At 57.5% G+C, this 17,594-nt stretch carries 17 protein-coding genes; 12 read left to right on the top strand and 5 right to left on the bottom strand.

All coding sequences use genetic code 11. From position 1 onward, the window contains the following. Nucleotides 1-32: 32 nt before the first annotated feature. A complete protein-coding gene (gene zntA, locus SOM40_RS21905) occupies nucleotides 33-2,219 on the bottom strand; it encodes a Zn(II)/Cd(II)/Pb(II) translocating P-type ATPase ZntA (RefSeq protein WP_320530900.1) in 2,187 nt (728 codons plus the stop codon). Nucleotides 2,220-2,295: 76 nt separating this feature from the next. After that, a complete protein-coding gene (locus tag SOM40_RS21900) occupies nucleotides 2,296-2,922 on the bottom strand; it encodes a lysoplasmalogenase (protein ID WP_106995263.1) in 627 nt (208 codons plus the stop codon). Nucleotides 2,923-3,050: 128 nt separating this feature from the next. Here SOM40_RS21900 and SOM40_RS21895 point away from each other — a divergent pair, with 128 nt between their 5' ends. Beyond that, complete coding sequence (locus SOM40_RS21895) at nucleotides 3,051-3,410, top strand: DUF2500 domain-containing protein (protein WP_320530901.1); 360 nt, start codon at nucleotides 3,051-3,053, stop codon at nucleotides 3,408-3,410. Nucleotides 3,411-3,513: 103 nt separating this feature from the next. Here SOM40_RS21895 and SOM40_RS21890 read toward each other — a convergent pair whose 3' ends face one another. Together SOM40_RS21890 and rsmD are read right to left on the bottom strand one after the other, a co-directional pair. Next, nucleotides 3,514-3,795 carry a DUF1145 family protein gene (locus SOM40_RS21890; RefSeq protein WP_106995261.1) on the bottom strand — a complete coding sequence of 94 codons (282 nt, stop codon included), beginning with the start codon at nucleotides 3,793-3,795 and terminating at the stop codon, nucleotides 3,514-3,516. Next, nucleotides 3,779-4,381: a 16S rRNA (guanine(966)-N(2))-methyltransferase gene (rsmD, locus tag SOM40_RS21885; protein WP_262671472.1), complete on the bottom strand. Its 603-nt coding sequence runs from the start codon at nucleotides 4,379-4,381 to the stop codon at nucleotides 3,779-3,781. Before rsmD ends, SOM40_RS21890 begins: the two co-directional genes overlap by 17 nt. Nucleotides 4,382-4,517: 136 nt before the next feature. Between rsmD and ftsY the strand changes: the two genes are divergently transcribed. From ftsY to SOM40_RS21860, 5 genes are all read left to right on the top strand, one after another. Continuing rightward, a complete protein-coding gene (ftsY, locus tag SOM40_RS21880) occupies nucleotides 4,518-6,017 on the top strand; it encodes a signal recognition particle-docking protein FtsY (RefSeq protein ID WP_262671473.1) in 1,500 nt (499 codons plus the stop codon). Nucleotides 6,018-6,019: 2 nt separating this feature from the next. Next, nucleotides 6,020-6,685 (top strand): cell division ATP-binding protein FtsE, encoded by a 666-nt coding sequence (gene ftsE, locus SOM40_RS21875; RefSeq protein ID WP_106995258.1) that lies wholly within the window; start codon nucleotides 6,020-6,022, stop codon nucleotides 6,683-6,685. After that, nucleotides 6,678-7,736, top strand: a complete 1,059-nt coding sequence (gene ftsX / locus SOM40_RS21870; RefSeq protein WP_106995257.1) for a permease-like cell division protein FtsX — start codon at nucleotides 6,678-6,680, stop codon at nucleotides 7,734-7,736. The genes ftsE and ftsX overlap by 8 nt, the downstream gene beginning before the upstream one ends. A 254-nt stretch (nucleotides 7,737-7,990) precedes the next feature. Continuing rightward, on the top strand, nucleotides 7,991-8,848 hold the full coding sequence (gene rpoH, locus SOM40_RS21865) for an RNA polymerase sigma factor RpoH (RefSeq protein ID WP_106995256.1): 858 nt from the start codon (nucleotides 7,991-7,993) through the stop codon (nucleotides 8,846-8,848). A gap of 297 nt (nucleotides 8,849-9,145) precedes the next feature. Continuing rightward, nucleotides 9,146-10,246, top strand: a complete 1,101-nt coding sequence (locus SOM40_RS21860) for a branched-chain amino acid ABC transporter substrate-binding protein (RefSeq protein ID WP_312077906.1) — start codon at nucleotides 9,146-9,148, stop codon at nucleotides 10,244-10,246. 97 nt (nucleotides 10,247-10,343) lie between these two features. Here SOM40_RS21860 and panM read toward each other — a convergent pair whose 3' ends face one another. Next, nucleotides 10,344-10,727, bottom strand: a complete 384-nt coding sequence (gene panM / locus SOM40_RS21855; RefSeq protein ID WP_313824158.1) for an aspartate 1-decarboxylase autocleavage activator PanM — start codon at nucleotides 10,725-10,727, stop codon at nucleotides 10,344-10,346. A 424-nt stretch (nucleotides 10,728-11,151) separates the two neighbouring features. Here panM and livK point away from each other — a divergent pair, with 424 nt between their 5' ends. From livK to ugpB, 6 genes are all read left to right on the top strand, one after another. Next, nucleotides 11,152-12,261 (top strand): high-affinity branched-chain amino acid ABC transporter substrate-binding protein LivK, encoded by a 1,110-nt coding sequence (gene livK, locus SOM40_RS21850; protein ID WP_225760042.1) that lies wholly within the window; start codon nucleotides 11,152-11,154, stop codon nucleotides 12,259-12,261. A gap of 50 nt (nucleotides 12,262-12,311) precedes the next feature. Further along, nucleotides 12,312-13,238 (top strand): high-affinity branched-chain amino acid ABC transporter permease LivH, encoded by a 927-nt coding sequence (gene livH, locus SOM40_RS21845; protein ID WP_106995250.1) that lies wholly within the window; start codon nucleotides 12,312-12,314, stop codon nucleotides 13,236-13,238. Then, nucleotides 13,235-14,512, top strand: a complete 1,278-nt coding sequence (locus SOM40_RS21840) for a high-affinity branched-chain amino acid ABC transporter permease LivM (RefSeq protein WP_106995249.1) — start codon at nucleotides 13,235-13,237, stop codon at nucleotides 14,510-14,512. The genes livH and SOM40_RS21840 overlap by 4 nt, the downstream gene beginning before the upstream one ends. Further along, a complete protein-coding gene (gene livG / locus SOM40_RS21835) occupies nucleotides 14,509-15,276 on the top strand; it encodes a high-affinity branched-chain amino acid ABC transporter ATP-binding protein LivG (protein WP_320530902.1) in 768 nt (255 codons plus the stop codon). The genes SOM40_RS21840 and livG overlap by 4 nt, the downstream gene beginning before the upstream one ends. Before the next feature lies 1 nt (nucleotide 15,277). Further along, nucleotides 15,278-15,991 (top strand): high-affinity branched-chain amino acid ABC transporter ATP-binding protein LivF, encoded by a 714-nt coding sequence (gene livF, locus SOM40_RS21830; RefSeq protein ID WP_106995247.1) that lies wholly within the window; start codon nucleotides 15,278-15,280, stop codon nucleotides 15,989-15,991. Nucleotides 15,992-16,236: 245 nt separating this feature from the next. Further along, nucleotides 16,237-17,553: a sn-glycerol-3-phosphate ABC transporter substrate-binding protein UgpB gene (gene ugpB, locus SOM40_RS21825; protein ID WP_261645092.1), complete on the top strand. Its 1,317-nt coding sequence runs from the start codon at nucleotides 16,237-16,239 to the stop codon at nucleotides 17,551-17,553. Nucleotides 17,554-17,594: the final 41 nt, after the last annotated feature.

The following is a 17,594-nucleotide window of genomic DNA, read 5'->3' as shown; positions in this document are numbered from 1 at the left end:
CTAAAAACGGCAACCTGGTTGCCGTTTTGCTTTTATTTTCGACGCAATAGCCGAAGCGCGTTCGCCGTCACTAACACCGTCGCCCCGGTATCTGCCAGTACCGCCAGCCACAATCCGGTCATTCCCAGCAGGGTGGTCACCAGGAAAATCCCCTTCAACCCCAGCGCAATGGCGATGTTCTGCCGGATATTGGCGCGGGTGGCGCGGGCCAGACTGATCATCTGCGCCAGCCCGGTCAAACGGTTGTGGGTGAGCGCCGCATCGGCGGTCTCCAGTGCCACGTCGGTGCCGCTGCCCATCGCAATACCTATCGTCGCCGCCTTCATCGCCGGGGCGTCGTTAATCCCGTCCCCGACCATCGCCAGCGGCATTTCCGCATTCAGGGTCGTCACCGCCTGCACTTTATCCGCCGGCAGCAGGCCCGCCCGGAAGTCCAGCCCCAGCTCCCCGGCAATGGCCGCGGCAGCGCGCGGGTTATCGCCGGTCAGGATCGCTCCCTTGATGCCCAATTGATGCAGTGCGGCTATGGCCTCTTTCGCGTCGTCCCGCAGAGTATCCCGCAGCGCGATCAGGCCTTTTGCCTCGCCGTCCTGAACCACCATCACCACCGTCTGTCCGGCCTGCTCCAGGGTCTCGATTTGCGCCGTAAAGCGCGGGGCAGGGAAGGTAGCCGCGGCGCAAATCAGCACCTTGCTGCCCGCAACCTCGGCTTCAATCCCCGACCCCATCAGCGCACGCTGGGCAGTAGCCGCCGGAACGGTCAGCCCGCGAGACTGCGCTTCACGCACAATCGCCTGCGCCAGCGGGTGAGTCGAACCTTGCTCCACCCCGGCGGCCAGCGCCAGCAGGTCCTGCTCGCGGATCTCATGCGGATAAATGCCCGTCACCTGCGGTTTGCCCACCGTCAGGGTGCCGGTTTTGTCGAACGCCACCTGCTGTACCTGCGCCAGCTGCTCCAGCGCCGCGCCGCCCTTAATCAGCGCTCCACGGCGTGCGGCGGCCGCCAGCCCGGAAGTGATGGCCGCCGGGGTGGAGATCACCAGCGCACAGGGACAACCAATCAGCAGCAGGGTCAGCCCTTTATAGATCCAGCCTTCCCATGCAGCGCTGAACAGCAGTGGCGGTACCACGGCCACCAGCAGCGCGACCAGCATAATCACCGGGGTATAGATCCGGCTGAAGCGGTCGATAAAACGCTCCACCGGCGCACGGCGCTCTTCTGCCTCTTCAATCAGCTTCAGGATGCGGTCGATGGCGCTGTCGCCCGGTTCGGACAGGACCGTCAGCTGCACCAGACGATCGACGCTGGTGGCCCCGGCCGGGACTTTTTCCCCCGCCGAACGATCGACCGGGATGGATTCCCCGGTCAGGGCGCTTTCATCAAAGCTGGCCGTCGCGGTCAGCAGCGTCCCGTCGGCAGGCAGACGTCCCCCGGCGGCAACCTCAATCACATCTCCCGGACGCAACGCGGCGATGGGTACGGTTTTGCGCTCATTGTGAATGACCTGGATGGCGGTTTCCGGCTTCAGCGCCATCAGCGCGCTGACCCCTTTCCGCGCCCGGCTTGCCGCCCAGCCTTCGAGCCTTTCGCCAATCAAAAACAGCAGCAGAACCATCGCCGCTTCCGCCGTGGCACCGATAAACAGCGCTCCGATGGCGGCCACGCTCATCAGGGTTTCAATCGCGAACCAGCTTCCGCTTTTCATCAGGCGCAGCGCCTGACGGGCCACCGGCCAGAGCCCGACGAGGGTAGTGGCGATAAAGGCGAGGTTGCCGAGCGGATGGTTGAACTGCTCCAACCCCCAGCTCAGGGCCATCAGCAGGATAAGCGTGATGAGCGGCAGGTTGTCGCGCAGCGGGGACGTTTTTTCTGCCGGGACGTTCTCATTGCGCAGCGTATAGCCCGCATTGATCACCGCCGCTTCGACCTGAGCGCTGACGTTGCTCCCCGCATCCACCAGCAGCTTTTCGGTAGCAAACAGGATCTGGACGTGATTAACGCCCGCCACTTGTCTGACGGCGGTTTCTACTTTGCGGGCGCAGGCGGCACAGTCCATGCCGTTTACCACCCAGCTATAACGCTGGCCCTGAACGGGAGGCACAGGCTCGGCCTGCACCGGGGCGTGATCCGCAGCGCAGCAGGTCTCTTTGGCGGGAAGAGGGGCGAGCTTAAGTGCCGAAAATTGCGGCACTTTTTTAGGTGTTTCTGGAGTCGACATGGCACTCTCCGGTAATGATAATTTTCTCATTAGCCGCAGTATGCACTCTGGAGTCGACTCCAGAGTCAAGCGCTATTTAAATATACAGCGAGCGCACAATCAGGAAGTGCCCGGCGAAGTAGCACGCGGCGGCAATGGCATTATCGGCGCGGAAACGGCGGCGATAGTGACTGCCCAGCCAGACGATATTACCCAGCAGCAGGAGCGTAGCGCCGATGAAGGCCGACAGAGCCGGCGCCGTCGGACGGAAGAACCACAGCTCGCCCGCCAGCCAGACCATCACCAGGGTCATGGCGATAAAGGTACACACCGCCCAGCGCAGCTCCTCCAGTCGTGTCCAGACTACGGCGATCAACAGCGCGCCAATCACCAGCAGCGCCAGCGGCAGCGGCCAGAAGAACGACAGCGTCATCTGACTGGCGAAATAGATGGTATAGAGCAGATGCGATAAGAAGAACGCCCCCACGGCATACAGCAATCGCTGGCGCGGCAGCAGGGTCAGGGCATCACCGGCCAGTGACGCGCAGAGCCCGGCGAGCACCAGGTAGCTGATGGCGTTAAACATCGGCGCCTGCCAGGCCAGCAGCAGGAGCAGCAACAAGGTGACGGGTTTAAACAGCCAGCGCTGCCAGGCAGGGCCGCGGTAGGACGCATCGACATACAGCCATGCGGAGAAACAGACAGCGATAAATGACCAAAGCATATTAAGTCCCTGTATCTGTTATTGTTGGATAAACAGTTTCACTTCAGTGTAGTGGTGCAGACGGGCCAATAGCAATGCACAGCGTGGCACGCTATCCTGATTTCAGCCTGGTCTTAAAGGATGGTTCAATGAGCAAGATGCCGCTTTTTTTTATTATCGTACTGGCGATTATCGTCATTGCGGCCTCATTCCGCTTCGTGCAGCAGCGCCGTGAAAAGGCGGATAACGACGCCGCCCCGCTCCTGCAAAAGCGGGTGGTGGTGAGCAATAAACGGGAAAAACCGATTAACGACCGCCTTTCCCGCCAGCAGCAGGTGACGCCCGCCGGCACCGCCATGCGCTATGAAGCGAGCTTTAAGCCGGAAAGCGGTGGTCTGGAGATGACGTTTCGTCTGGACGAGAAGCAGTACCATCAGCTGACGGTGGGGGATAAAGGGACGTTGAGTTACAAGGGATCGCAGTTTGAGGGGTTTAGTCCGACGCCGTGATATCCCCTCACCCTAACCCTCTCCCCACAGGGGAGAGGGGATCGCCCGGAGCCGTCTTTTCACCCTCGCCCCTTTGGGGAGAGGGCCGGGGTGAGGGGAAAAATTATTTCTTCGCCTGCGCCTTAAACTTATTCATCCACACCAGCAGCTCAAACACGCCAAAAATAAATACCCGCAGCTGCTGCCAGCCGGTCATTTTCGGGCCATCTTTTGGCATACCGTTTTTCAGCATCACCATCTGCAGGGCATGCATAAATGAGGTAAAAATCAGCGCCACGTTGACGAAAATATTCATCGGACGCGGGAAGGGATGGACGAGGTTGAGGATCAGAAACGCCCAGACCCCCAGCATCAGCAAACGACCCAGATTAATCAGTACCGGCATCGGTCTCTCCTTGAGATTGACGGTGATAAAGGCGATAGGCGACCTGTCCGGCCACTTTTTCCCGGTGCAGATCCCAGTGGGCAGGCACCGGCGGTAAACCGTTTTCTACCTCACTCTCGACGTAGATTAGCGCATCATTCGCCAGCCAGCCGTTGTTTTCCAGCAGCGTCAGCGTCTCTTCCAGCAGCCCTTTGCGGAACGGTGGATCGACAAACACCACATCGTGCGGCGTGCCCGCCTGCGCAAGGAAGGCGAGAGCGTTAGTATTGACCACGTTGGCGTGTGTCGCTTTCAGCGAGGCCAGGTTTTGCTGAAGCTGTTGAGAAACGCTGCGGTCCATCTCCAGCAGCGTGGCGCTGGCGGCGTAGCGCGACAGGGCTTCGAGGCCAAGGGCCCCGCTTCCGGCGAAGCAGTCCAGACAGCGGGCATCTACCATTGAAGGTGCCAGCCAGTTAAACAGCGTCTCGCGAACGCGGTCGGTGGTCGGGCGCAGACCGGGGCTATCCGGTACCGGCAGTTTACGGCCTCGCCACTGACCGCCGATAATACGTATCTGGCCCGCTGCGGCACGGTTGGGTTTCTTCATATCTTTGCTCGGGTACACCGACGGCCTGCGCTTGCAGGCGGTGATGTGCGTTAAGTTAAGTGATAAACTATTTCATCATTTTTTTAGCTTCCATGTATATAGCGCCAGTAATTAACCGCGAGGGGTGTAGTCGCAGATGGCAAAAGAGAAAAAACGTGGCTTCTTTTCCTGGCTGGGCTTTGGTCAAAAAGAGCAGGAAACCGAGCAGCAGAACGAAGAACAACAGATCGCTGAACAGCCGGCGGTTGTTGAACAGCCGCAGCCTGAAACCCCTGTTGAGACCGTCGCTGACGTAGAAGCAGAAACGCCTGCCCACAGCAAAGAAGAGACAGAAGCCTTTGCCGAAGAGGTGGTTGAGGTTACTGAGCAGGTCCAGGAGAGCGAAAAACCACAGCCGGTTGAGCCCGAGCCTGTCGCCGTTGAGCCGGAACCTGTGGTAGTGGAAGAAATTGTCGAGCCGGTGGCTGAGGTGGAACCTCCGCAGGCGGTTGAGCATGAAGAATTACCGCTGCCGGAAGAGATCCTCGACGAAATTGAGGAAGCGATCCCGGAAGAGTACCTGCCAGAGACCGACGTTGAAGAGCCCATTAGCGATGAAGAGCTCGAAGCTCAGGCGCTGGCGGCCGCAGCCGCGGAAGAAGCGGTGCTTGTCGTCCCGGTAGCTGAAGAGGAAGAGCCGGTTGAAGAGCTTGCCCAGGAGCAGGAAAAACCAACCAAAGAAGGTTTCTTCGCCCGCCTGAAACGCAGCCTGGTCAAAACCAAAGAGAACCTCGGTTCCGGATTTATCAGTCTGTTCCGCGGCAAGAAAATCGACGATGATCTCTTTGAAGAGCTGGAAGAACAGCTCCTGATTGCTGACGTTGGCGTGGAGACTACCCGCAAAATCATCACCAGTCTGACCGAGAGCGCCAGCCGTAAACAGCTTCGCGACGCCGAGGCGCTGTACGGCCTGCTGAAAGAAGAGATGGGTGAAATCCTCGCAAAAGTTGACGAACCGCTTAATATTGAAGGCAAAATGCCCTTTGTTATTCTGATGGTCGGCGTGAACGGCGTGGGTAAAACCACCACCATCGGCAAGCTGGCGCGTCAGTTCGAACAGCAGGGCAAATCGGTGATGCTGGCCGCGGGGGATACCTTCCGTGCCGCCGCCGTTGAGCAGCTGCAGGTGTGGGGCCAGCGCAACAACATTCCGGTGATTGCCCAGCATACCGGCGCCGACTCTGCATCAGTGATTTTCGACGCCATCCAGGCCGCGAAAGCGCGTAACGTGGATGTGCTGATTGCCGATACCGCCGGGCGCCTGCAGAATAAATCGCACCTGATGGAAGAGCTGAAGAAGATCGTCCGCGTAATGAAGAAGCTGGACGAAGATGCACCGCATGAAATTATGCTGACTATTGATGCCAGCACCGGGCAGAACGCCATCAGTCAGGCGAAGCTGTTCCATGAAGCGGTAGGACTGACCGGGATCACGCTGACCAAGCTGGATGGCACCGCGAAAGGCGGGGTGATCTTCTCGGTGGCGGACCAGTTCGGGATCCCTATCCGTTACATCGGTGTTGGCGAACGTATCGAAGATTTACGTCCGTTTAAATCGGGCGACTTTATTGAGGCACTTTTTGCCCGAGAGGATTAACAATGATTCGCTTTGAACACGTCAGCAAGGCCTATCTCGGTGGGAGACAAGCGCTGCAGGGGATTAACTTCCATCTGCAGCCGGGCGAGATGGCATTCCTGACCGGTCACTCCGGCGCCGGGAAAAGTACCCTGCTCAAGCTTATCTGTGGGATCGAACGGCCCAGCGCCGGGAAAATCTGGTTTAGCGGCCACGACATTAGCCGCCTGAAAAACCGTGAAGTGCCGTTCCTGCGTCGGCAGATCGGCATGATTTTCCAGGATCACCATCTGCTGATGGACCGCACGGTATTCGACAACGTGGCGATCCCGCTGATTATTGCGGGTGCCAGCGGGGATGATATTCGTCGTCGCGTGTCCGCGGCGCTGGATAAGGTCGGGCTGCTGGACAAAGCGAAGAACTTTCCGATTCAGCTCTCCGGCGGTGAACAGCAGCGCGTGGGCATTGCCCGCGCGGTGGTGAACAAACCGGCGGTGCTGCTGGCGGATGAACCTACCGGTAACCTGGACGACGCCCTTTCCGAAGGGATCCTGCGTCTGTTTGAGGAGTTTAACCGCGTTGGGGTGACAGTACTGATGGCGACGCACGACATGGGGCTTATCTCCCGTCGGTCGTACCGCATGCTGACGCTGAGCGACGGTCATTTGCACGGAGGCCTCGGTGAATAAGCGTGATGCAATGAACCAGATGCGGCAGTTTGGCAGCAAGCTCGACCGTTTTCGTAAATCGGCGGGCGGCCCGGGTGACGGTAACCGCCATGCGCCGAAGCGCAGCAAATCCGCGCCAAAACCCAACTCGCGCAAAACCAACGTCTTTAACGAACAGGTGCGGTACGCCTTCCAGGGCGCGCTGCAGGATCTGAAAAGCAAACCACTGGCCACCTTCCTGACGGTGATGGTGATTGCCATCTCCCTGACCCTGCCCAGCGTCTGCTACATGGTCTACAAAAACGTAAACCAGGCGGCGTCGCAGTACTATCCTTCCCCGCAGATCACCGTCTATCTCGACAAAGCGCTCGACGATAACGCGGCGGCGCAGGTGGTGGGGCAGCTGCAGGCAGAGCAGGGCGTTGAGAAGGTAAACTACCTGTCACGGGATGAGGCGTTAGGCGAGTTCCGTAACTGGTCCGGGTTTGGCGGCGCGCTGGATATGCTGGAGGAGAACCCTCTGCCCGCGGTGGCGGTAGTGATCCCGAAACTGGATTTTCAGGGCACCGAGTCGCTGAACACCCTGCGCGATCGCGTCTCCCGCATCAACGGTATCGATGAAGTGCGGATGGACGACAGCTGGTTCGCCCGTCTGACGGCGCTGACCGGCCTGGTCGGGCGCGTCGCAGCCATGATTGGCGTACTGATGGTGGCGGCAGTGTTCCTCGTTATCGGCAACAGCGTGCGGCTGAGTATCTTCGCCCGTCGCGACACCATTAACGTACAGAAGCTGATCGGTGCCACCGACGGTTTCATCCTGCGTCCCTTCCTGTATGGCGGCGCATTGCTCGGTTTTTCCGGCGCATTTCTTTCACTGATATTGTCAGAAATTTTGGTGATGCGACTTTCTGCGGCCGTCACCGATGTGGCGCAGGTATTTGGAACGAAGTTTAATATCAGTGGCTTAGCCTTCGATGAGTGCCTGTTATTGCTGCTGGTGTGCTCGATGATCGGCTGGATCGCAGCATGGTTAGCAACCGTGCAACATTTACGTCACTTTACCCCTGACTAAAAAATCTCTGGTATAATCTTTCCCTGCATTGAGAATCACCGTGCAGGGAAAGAGTCCCCTGTTGACTCTGTCCCGCATAATCATCCCCGTGTCACATTTTGTGCGTAATTTATTCACAGTTTCACTCGGAACTTGTGGATAAAATCACTGTCTGATAAAAGAGTGAATGATATTCTCGTTGCTCATTAATTCTGGCATGTTCGTTGCCTGATGGGGACAAACCGCCGCCAGAAAGAATCGATTGAGAGGAATGAATGACCAAAGAAATGCAAACTTTAGCTTTAGCCCCTGTTGGTAACCTGGAGTCTTACATCCGGGCTGCGAACACCTGGCCGATGTTGACGGCCGAGGAAGAAAAGGAGCTCGCTGAAAAGCTGCATTACCAGGGCGATCTGGAAGCAGCTAAGACGCTGATCCTGTCACACCTGCGCTTTGTTGTTCACGTTGCTCGTAACTACGCGGGCTACGGCCTGCCGCAGGCGGATTTGATTCAGGAAGGCAACATCGGCCTGATGAAGGCGGTGCGTCGCTTCAACCCGGAAGTGGGTGTGCGTCTGGTCTCCTTCGCCGTGCACTGGATTAAAGCGGAAATCCACGAATATGTGCTGCGTAACTGGCGTATCGTGAAGGTCGCGACCACTAAAGCTCAGCGTAAACTGTTCTTTAACCTGCGTAAAACCAAGCAGCGTCTGGGCTGGTTTAACCAGGATGAAGTGGAAATGGTTGCCCGCGAGCTGGGCGTCTCCAGCAAAGATGTGCGCGAGATGGAATCCCGTATGGCCGCGCAGGACATGACCTTTGATATGTCCTCTGACGATGATGCGTCCGACAGCCAGCCGATGGCCCCGGTCCTGTATCTGCAGGATAAGTCGTCCAACTTTGCCGACGGCATCGAAGATGACAACTGGGAAGAGCAGGCCGCCAACAAGCTGACCTTCGCAATGGAAGGCCTGGACGAGCGTAGCCAGGATATTATTCGTGCCCGCTGGCTGGACGAAGACAACAAGTCCACCCTGCAGGAGCTGGCCGACCGCTACGGCGTCTCCGCTGAACGTGTGCGTCAGCTTGAGAAGAACGCCATGAAAAAACTTCGCGCCGCTATCGAAGCCTAATCCCCGCGAAGTACCCCGATAACCCTCGAATGCAAATTCGGGGGTTTTGTTTTTTTAGCGCCCGCCGGGCGTTTTCCCCCCTGCCGGCAAACACTTACCCCTGTGTTGTGCGCTGACTCGTTAAAGCCTTCCTTACCTTATATACATTTCAAAATAGCTATTCCAAATAGATAAAAATGGGGTATGTTTTAGCAGAGTATGCTGAAAAGGCGCGCACGGCAGACGCATAATCGAAATAAAGCGCCATAAAACAACATCACAACAAACACAATAACCATCACAATGGGGATTCTCAGGATGAATATGAAGGGCAAAGCCTTACTGGCAGGATGTATCGCGCTGGCATTCAGCACCATGGCTCAGGCTGATATTAAAGTGGCCGTGGTTGGCGCCATGTCCGGTCCGGTAGCGCAGTACGGCGACCAGGAGTTTACCGGCGCAGAACAAGCGGTTGCCGACATTAATGCCAAGGGCGGTATCAAAGGCGAAAAGCTGCAGATCGTAAAATATGATGATGCCTGTGACCCGAAACAAGCGGTTGCGGTAGCCAACAAAGTGGTCAACGACGGCATCAAATACGTGATCGGCCACCTGTGCTCCTCTTCCACGCAGCCTGCGTCTGACATCTACGAAGACGAAGGCATTCTGATGATCACCCCTGCTGCCACCGCGCCGGAACTGACCGCCCGTGGCTACAAGATGGTAATGCGTACCACTGGCCTGGACTCTGACCAGGGCCCAACCGCCGCGAAATATATCGTTGATAAAGTGAAGCCGCAGCGTATCGCTATTGTCCATGACAAGCAGCAGTACGGTGAAGGCCTGGCGCGTTCCGTGCAGGACAACCTGAAGAAAGCCAACGCCAACGTGGTGTTCTTCGACGGTATTACCGCCGGTGAGAAAGATTTCTCTACCATGGTGGCGCGTCTGAAGAAAGAGAACATCGATTTCGTCTACTACGGTGGTTACCACCCTGAGATGGGCCAGCTCCTGCGTCAGGCGCGTGCTGCCGGTCTGAAAACCCAGTTTATGGGCCCGGAAGGGGTGGCAAACGTGTCGCTGTCTAATATCGCTGGTGAATCGGCTGAAGGCCTGCTGGTCACCAAACCGAAGAACTACGACCAGGTTCCAGCCAACAAACCGATCGTAGATGCGATCAAAGCCAAGAAACAGGATCCAAGCGGCGCATTCGTCTGGACCACCTACGCCGCACTGCAAACCCTGCAGGCGGGTCTGAATCAGTCTGCTGAACCGGCTGAGATTGCGACCTGGCTGAAAGCCAACTCCGTTGAGACCGTGATGGGGCCGCTGTCATGGGATGAGAAGGGCGATCTGAAAGGCTTCGAGTTCGGCGTATTCGACTGGCATGCTAACGGTACCGCGACCGACGCCAAATAAAAGCAAAAAGGCAACGTAAGTTGCCTTTTTTAATGTGTGCTCCCTCTCCCTGTGGGAGAGGGCCGGGGTGAGGGCATCAGGCCGCACCCGTGGTTTTTTACTGCTTCTCCCACCCGTTACTCTGCGCTGCAAATCCCAGCGCCTGCATAAACGCCGCCATCACGCCCCGGTCTTCCACGCCGATATCCGCCATCCACCACGAGGCTACGCTCGGGTTATCGCGCATCACCTCTTCAATCAAATATTGCCCTACGCCGCGACGGCGGGTGACCTCGCGCACGCGCAGAGAGTCCAGCGCCCCTTGCGTACCGCTCAGCGTCACCCGCACCGCCCCTAACAGTCGCTCATTAAAGCGCGCTGCATAAATACGGTGTGTTTCATCAACGGTGAGTGAGGAAGGGGAATATTCCGGCCAGATCTTGTTGAGGTCGATATGATCCTGGTCGCTAAAGTTCTCCAGACGGTGGATAGTCAGTTTCATTAGCCGCGTGTCCAAATCAAAAAGAGTAGGGGCAGTGTACTCAATTTATTTAGCCAGACGCTTCCACTTTTTAAATCCATTCCCCAGGTGATTGCTTTTTTAGCAGAGAAAAGCGCAGCCAGAAAACGCAGGGATCGAAAAATAAGCAGAATATTAACCTAAATGGCAGTGATTTATTCCGCTTATTCGTCCGTTATTTTATGCTGCAAACTGCACTTTTATTTGTTTATCTCTGCCAGATTTCAGAATATTATCTTTGCTTAATAGCCTGAAATATAGAGATTTTAGTCTGGTTTTAGGCAAAAAACCTCGCTAAACCATTAAAGGCAATAGCAAAAGTTGCGTTGTTTAATAAAAGTACAGAATGCTTTTTAACCATAATAAAACAAAATATATACACCACGTCACGAATGGGGATTCACAGATGAAAAGGAACGCGAAAACTATCATCGCGGGGATGGTTGCACTGGCGATCACCCATACCGCTGCGGCGGAAGATATTAAAGTTGCTGTTGTAGGGGCGATGTCCGGCCCTGTTGCCCAGTGGGGCGATATGGAGTTCAACGGCGCGCGCCAGGCCATTAAAGACATCAACGCCAAAGGCGGCATTAAAGGCGACAAACTGGTCGGCGTGGAATATGACGATGCCTGTGACCCGAAACAAGCCGTCGCCGTCGCCAACAAAATTGTTAACGATGGCATTCAGTATGTGATTGGCCATCTCTGCTCCTCCTCCACCCAGCCTGCGTCTGACATCTACGAAGACGAAGGCATCCTGATGATCACGCCAGGCGCCACTAACCCGGAGCTGACCCAGCGCGGCTACCAGTACATCATGCGTACCGCCGGGCTCGACTCCTCTCAGGGGCCGACCGCGGCGAAGTACATCATCGACAGCGTCAAGCCGCAGCGTATCGCTATCATTCACGATAAGCAGCAGTACGGCGAAGGGTTGGCCCGCTCGGTGCAGGATGGCCTGAAAAAAGGCGGCGCCAACGTGGTCTTCTTCGACGGCATCACCGCGGGCGAGAAAGACTTCTCCGCGCTGCTGGCACGTCTGCAGAAAGAGAACATCGACTTCGTCTACTACGGTGGTTACTACCCGGAAATGGGTCAGATGCTGCGTCAGGCCCGCGCTGTCGGTCTGAAAACCCAGTTTATGGGGCCGGAGGGGGTGGGTAACGCCTCGCTGTCGAACATTGCCGGCGACGCGGGCGAAGGCATGCTGGTGACGATGCCAAAACGCTATGACCAGGATCCGGCCAACGCTGCTATCGTCGATGCCCTGAAAGCAGAGAAGAAAGACGCGAGTGGTCCGTACGTGTGGATCACCTATGCCGCCGTGCAATCTCTGGCGACCGCAATGGATCGTACCGGCAGCAAAGCACCGCAGGATCTGATTAAAGATTTAAAAGCACACGGGGCAAACACCGTGATTGGGCCGCTGAACTGGGATGAGAAAGGCGATCTGAAGGGATTTGAGTTTGGTGTCTTTAAGTGGCACGCCGACGGTTCATCCTCGGTCGCCAAATAATCATTATCCCACCGCCCGGCATGACCGGGCGGGAATAGAAAGGTTACCTTATGTCCGAGCAGTTTCTCTATTTCCTGCAGCAGATGTTTAACGGCGTCACGCTGGGAAGCACCTATGCACTGATCGCCATCGGCTACACGATGGTGTACGGCATTATCGGCATGATCAACTTCGCCCACGGCGAGGTGTACATGATCGGCAGTTATGTCTCCTTTATGATTATCGCCGCGCTGATGATGATGGGGATCGACAGCAGCTGGCTGCTGGTGGCCGCCGGGTTTGTCGGGGCGATTATCATTGCCAGCGCCTACGGCTGGAGCATCGAGCGGGTGGCCTATCGCCCGGTGCGTAGCTCTAAGCGCCTGATCGCGCTGATCTCCGCCATCGGGATGTCCATCTTCCTGCAAAACTACGTCAGCCTGACCGAAGGGTCGCGCGACGTGGCGCTGCCAAGCCTGTTCAACGGCCAGTGGATTGTTGGCGCCAGCGAGAACTTCTCGGCGTCGATTACTACCATGCAGCTGGTGATCTGGATTGTGACCTTCCTCGCCATGCTGGCCCTGACCATTTTCATCCGTTACTCCCGCATGGGTCGCGCCTGCCGCGCCTGCGCGGAAGATCTGAAGATGGCGAGCCTGCTCGGCATTAACACCGACCGCGTGATCGCCCTGACCTTTGTGATTGGTGCGGCGATGGCGGCGGTTGCGGGCGTGCTGCTCGGTCAGTTCTACGGCGTAATCAACCCGTACATCGGCTTTATGGCCGGGATGAAAGCCTTTACCGCCGCGGTGCTGGGCGGGATCGGCAGTATTCCGGGGGCGATGATCGGCGGCCTGATTCTGGGCGTGGCCGAAGCCCTCTCCTCTGCCTACCTGAGTACCGAATATAAAGACGTGGTCTCCTTCGCGCTGCTGATTCTGGTGCTGCTGGTGATGCCGACCGGGATCCTGGGTCGTCCGGAGGTAGAGAAAGTATGAAACCGATGCATTTTGCAATGGCGCTGCTCTCGGCGGTCATGTTCTTCGTGCTGGCGGGCGTTTTTATGGGCGTTCAGCTGGAGCTGAGCGGCACCAAACTGGTAGTGGATGTCGCGTCTGATATCCGCTGGCAGTGGGTGTTTGTCGGTACGGCGGTGGTCTTCTTCTTCCAGCTGCTGCGTCCGATTTTCCAGAAGACACTGAAAAACGTCTCCGGACCGAAGTTTGTGCTGCCGGCCATCGACGGCTCGACCATCAAACAGAAGCTGTTCCTCGTGGCGCTGCTGGTGGCGGCCGTAGCCTGGCCGTTCATGGTTTCACGCGGGACGGTGGATATCGCCACCCTGACCATGATTTATGTGATCCTCGGTCTTGGTCTGAACGTGGTGGTGGGCCTGTCCGGCCTGCTGGTGCTGGGCTACGGCGGTTTCTATGCCATCGGCGCTTACACCTTCGCCCTGCTGAACCACTATTACGGCCTCGGCTTCTGGACCTGTCTGCCGCTGGCGGGACTGGTCTCTGCCGCAGCGGGTTTCCTGCTTGGCTTCCCGGTGCTGCGCCTGCGCGGCGACTATCTGGCGATTGTGACCTTAGGCTTCGGCGAAATCGTCCGTATCCTGCTGCTCAACAATACCGAAGTGACCGGCGGGCCGAACGGTATCAGCCAGATCCCGAAACCGACCTTCTTTGGTCTGGAGTTTAGCCGTTCCGCCCGTGAAGGCGGCTGGGATACCTTCAGCAACTTCTTTGGTATCAAGTACGACCCGTCCGACCGCGTGATCTGGCTCTATCTGGTGGCCCTGCTGCTGGTGGTCCTCACCCTGTTCGTGATTAACCGTCTGCTGCGTATGCCGCTGGGCCGTGCGTGGGAAGCGCTGCGTGAAGATGAGATCGCCTGTCGCTCTCTGGGCCTGAACCCGACCCGCATCAAGCTGACCGCTTTTACCATCAGCGCCGCGTTTGCCGGTTTCGCCGGGACGCTGTTTGCCGCGCGCCAGGGCTTCGTCAGCCCGGAATCCTTCACCTTTGCGGAATCCGCTTTCGTGCTGGCGATTGTGGTCCTCGGCGGGATGGGCTCGCAGTTCGCGGTGATTCTCGCGGCGATCCTGCTGGTGGTCTCCCGTGAGCTGATGCGTGACTTTAACGAATACAGCATGTTGATGCTGGGTGGTCTGATGGTACTGATGATGATCTGGCGTCCGCAGGGCTTGCTGCCGATGACCCGTCCACAGTTGAAGCTGAAACGCACTCAGGCGAAAGGAGAGCAGGCATGAGTCAGCCATTATTATCCGTTAACGGCCTGATGATGCGTTTTGGCGGCCTGCTGGCGGTCAACAACGTGTCGCTGGATCTGCATCAAAAAGAGATTGTCTCCCTGATCGGCCCGAACGGCGCGGGTAAAACTACGGTGTTCAACTGCCTGACCGGCTTCTATAAGCCGACGGGCGGCACCATCATGCTGGGTGACAAACATCTGGAAGGGCTGCCGGGCCAGCAGATTGCCCGCATGGGCGTGGTGCGTACCTTCCAGCACGTGCGTCTGTTCCGCGAGATGACGGTGATTGAGAACCTACTGGTGGCGCAACATCAGCAGTTGAAAACCGGGCTCTTCGCCGGCCTGCTGAAAACCCCGGCGTTTCGCCGGGCGCAGGATGAAGCATTAGATCGCGCCGCCACCTGGCTCGACCGTATCGGCCTGCTCCAGCACGCCAACCGTCAGGCCAGCAACCTGGCCTATGGCGACCAGCGTCGTCTGGAGATCATTCGCTGTATGGTGACCCAGCCGCAGATCCTGATGCTTGATGAACCGGCGGCAGGGCTGAACCCGAAAGAGACCAAAGAGCTGGACGAGCTGATTGTCGAGCTGCGTAACCATCACGACACCACCATCCTGCTGATTGAGCATGATATGAAGCTGGTGATGGGCATTTCTGACCGCATCTACGTGGTAAACCAGGGCACGCCGCTGGCGAACGGTACGCCGGAAGAGATTCGCAACAACCCGGACGTGATCCGCGCATACCTTGGTGAGGCATAAGATGGAAAAAGCGATGTTAACGTTCGACAAGGTCAATGCGCATTACGGCAAGATCCAGGCTCTGCACGACGTCAGCCTGCACATCAATCAGGGGGAGATTGTGACCCTGATCGGGGCCAACGGCGCGGGGAAAACCACCCTGCTCGGTACCCTGTGCGGCGACCCGCGCGCCAGCAGCGGGCGTATCGTCTTTGATGGTAAAGACATTACCGACTGGCAGACGGCGAAAATCATGCGCGAAGCGGTGGCGATTGTCCCGGAAGGGCGTCGCGTCTTCTCACGGATGACGGTGGAAGAGAACCTGGCGATGGGCGGCTTCTTTGCCGAGCGCGAGCAGTTCCAGACCCGCATCAAGCGTGTATACGATCTGTTCCCGCGCCTGTTTGAGCGTCGTATTCAGCGGGCGGGCACCATGTCCGGTGGGGAGCAGCAGATGCTGGCGATCGGCCGCGCGCTGATGAGCCAGCCGCGTCTGCTGCTGCTGGACGAGCCTTCGCTCGGACTGGCACCGATCATTATTCAGCAAATTTTCGACACCATCGAACAGCTGCGTAGTGAAGGGATGACCATCTTCCTCGTGGAGCAGAACGCCAACCAGGCGCTGAAGCTCGCGGATCGCGGCTACGTGCTGGAGAACGGCCGCGTGGTGCTGGAAGATACCGGCGACGCGCTGCTGGCTAACGAAGCGGTGCGGAGTGCGTATTTAGGCGGTTGAGCCGTCTGTATTGCCCGGTGGCGCTACGCTTACAGGGCCTACGGGATCGGAGTAGGCCGGGTAAGGCGAAGCCGCCACCCGGCTTTTTTTGGCCGCCCCCCTTCATATTTCCATCATCCCCCTGACGCCTTGTTGTCACATCTCTGTAAACAAACGGTTATTTTTCTGTAATTCGCGCATGTCATGTTACCTCGCGAGCAGAAAACGCGTGATATCGCGCATCCGGCACAATAAGAGAGATGACAATGACATCGTTACGACACACAGCTTTGGGTCTGGCAATGGGTCTGGTTTTTGCGGGCAACGCAATGGCCGTCACCACTATTCCGTTCTGGCATTCCATGGAAGGGGAGTTGGGTAAAGAAGTTGACTCCCTGGCGCAGCGTTTCAACGACACCCACCCGGATTACAAAATTGTGCCGGTGTACAAAGGTAACTACGAGCAGAGCCTGAGCGCCGGTATCGCCGCGTTCCGTACCGGCAACGCCCCGGCGCTGCTGCAGGTTTACGAAGTGGGCACCGCTACCATGATGGCCTCCAAAGCCATCAAGCCGGTGTACGAAGTGTTCAAGGACGCGGGCATCAACTTCGACGAATCCCAGTTTGTGCCGACCGTCTCCGGGTACTACACCGACTCCAAAACCGGGCACCTGCTTTCTCAGCCGTTTAACAGCTCCACCCCGGTGCTCTACTACAACAAAGACGCCTTTAAGAAAGCTGGTTTAGATCCTGAGCAGCCGCCAAAAACCTGGCAGGATCTCGCCGCGTACACCGCCAAACTGAAAGCGGCGGGCATGAAGTGCGGCTACGCCAGCGGCTGGCAGGGCTGGATCCAGATCGAGAACTTCAGCGCCTGGCACGGTCAGCCTGTTGCCACCGAGAACAACGGTTTCAACGGCACCAACGCGGTACTGGAATTCAATAAGCCGGAGCAGGTGAAGCACATCGCGCTGCTGCAGGAACTGAACAAGAAGGGCGATTTCAGCTACTTCGGGCGTAAAGACGAATCCACTGAGAAGTTCTACAGCGGTGATTGCGCCATTACTACTGCTTCATCCGGCTCGCTGGCGGATATCCGTCACTACGCCAAATTCAACTACGGCGTGGGCATGATGCCGTACGACGCCGACTCGAAAGGCGCGCCGCAAAACGCCATCATCGGCGGGGCCAGCCTGTGGGTGATGCAGGGCAAAGACAACACCACCTACAAAGGCGTGGCGGAGTTCCTCGACTTCCTGGCGAAACCAGAAAACGCCGCCGAATGGCACCAGAAGACCGGCTACCTGCCGATCACCAAAGCCGCGTATGACCTGACCCGCGAGCAGGGCTTCTATGACAAGAACCCGGGGGCAGATATCGCCACGCGTCAGATGCTGAACAAGCCACCGTTGCCGTACACCAAAGGCCTGCGTCTGGGCAACATGCCGCAGATCCGTACCGTCGTGGATGAAGAGCTGGAAAGCGTGTGGACCGGTAAGAAAACTCCACAGCAGGCGCTGGATTCAGCGGTAGAGCGTGGCAACCAACTGCTGCGCCGCTTCGAGCAGTCGACCAAATCGTAATTAACACCTTACCCCTCACCCTAACCCTCTCCCCATAGGGG

This window comes from Leclercia sp. CFBP8987, assembly GCF_034044995.2.
GTDB classification, from domain to species: domain Bacteria; phylum Pseudomonadota; class Gammaproteobacteria; order Enterobacterales; family Enterobacteriaceae; genus Enterobacter; species Enterobacter tamurae.
Note: the sequence above shows the minus strand (reverse complement) of the source record. Positions and strands in the feature narration are given on the sequence as shown.

Bases quoted from the DNA above. Each gene is read 5' to 3' on its own strand.
- SOM40_RS21860 (WP_312077906.1), top strand. From the start codon at position 9,146: ATGAATATGAAGGGCAAAGCCTTACTGGCAGGATGTATCGCGCTGGCA.
- rsmD (WP_262671472.1), bottom strand. From the start codon at position 4,381: ATGAAGAAACCCAACCGTGCCGCAGCGGGCCAGATACGTATTATCGGC.
- livF (WP_106995247.1), top strand. From the start codon at position 15,278: ATGGAAAAAGCGATGTTAACGTTCGACAAGGTCAATGCGCATTACGGC.
- SOM40_RS21895 (WP_320530901.1), top strand. From the start codon at position 3,051: ATGAGCAAGATGCCGCTTTTTTTTATTATCGTACTGGCGATTATCGTC.
- SOM40_RS21900 (WP_106995263.1), bottom strand. From the start codon at position 2,922: ATGCTTTGGTCATTTATCGCTGTCTGTTTCTCCGCATGGCTGTATGTC.
- rpoH (WP_106995256.1), top strand. From the start codon at position 7,991: ATGACCAAAGAAATGCAAACTTTAGCTTTAGCCCCTGTTGGTAACCTG.
- livH (WP_106995250.1), top strand. From the start codon at position 12,312: ATGTCCGAGCAGTTTCTCTATTTCCTGCAGCAGATGTTTAACGGCGTC.
- SOM40_RS21890 (WP_106995261.1), bottom strand. From the start codon at position 3,795: ATGCCGGTACTGATTAATCTGGGTCGTTTGCTGATGCTGGGGGTCTGG.
- ugpB (WP_261645092.1), top strand. From the start codon at position 16,237: ATGACATCGTTACGACACACAGCTTTGGGTCTGGCAATGGGTCTGGTT.
- livG (WP_320530902.1), top strand. From the start codon at position 14,509: ATGAGTCAGCCATTATTATCCGTTAACGGCCTGATGATGCGTTTTGGC.
- panM (WP_313824158.1), bottom strand. From the start codon at position 10,727: ATGAAACTGACTATCCACCGTCTGGAGAACTTTAGCGACCAGGATCAT.
- ftsY (WP_262671473.1), top strand. From the start codon at position 4,518: ATGGCAAAAGAGAAAAAACGTGGCTTCTTTTCCTGGCTGGGCTTTGGT.
- SOM40_RS21840 (WP_106995249.1), top strand. From the start codon at position 13,235: ATGAAACCGATGCATTTTGCAATGGCGCTGCTCTCGGCGGTCATGTTC.
- livK (WP_225760042.1), top strand. From the start codon at position 11,152: ATGAAAAGGAACGCGAAAACTATCATCGCGGGGATGGTTGCACTGGCG.
- zntA (WP_320530900.1), bottom strand. From the start codon at position 2,219: ATGTCGACTCCAGAAACACCTAAAAAAGTGCCGCAATTTTCGGCACTT.
- ftsE (WP_106995258.1), top strand. From the start codon at position 6,020: ATGATTCGCTTTGAACACGTCAGCAAGGCCTATCTCGGTGGGAGACAA.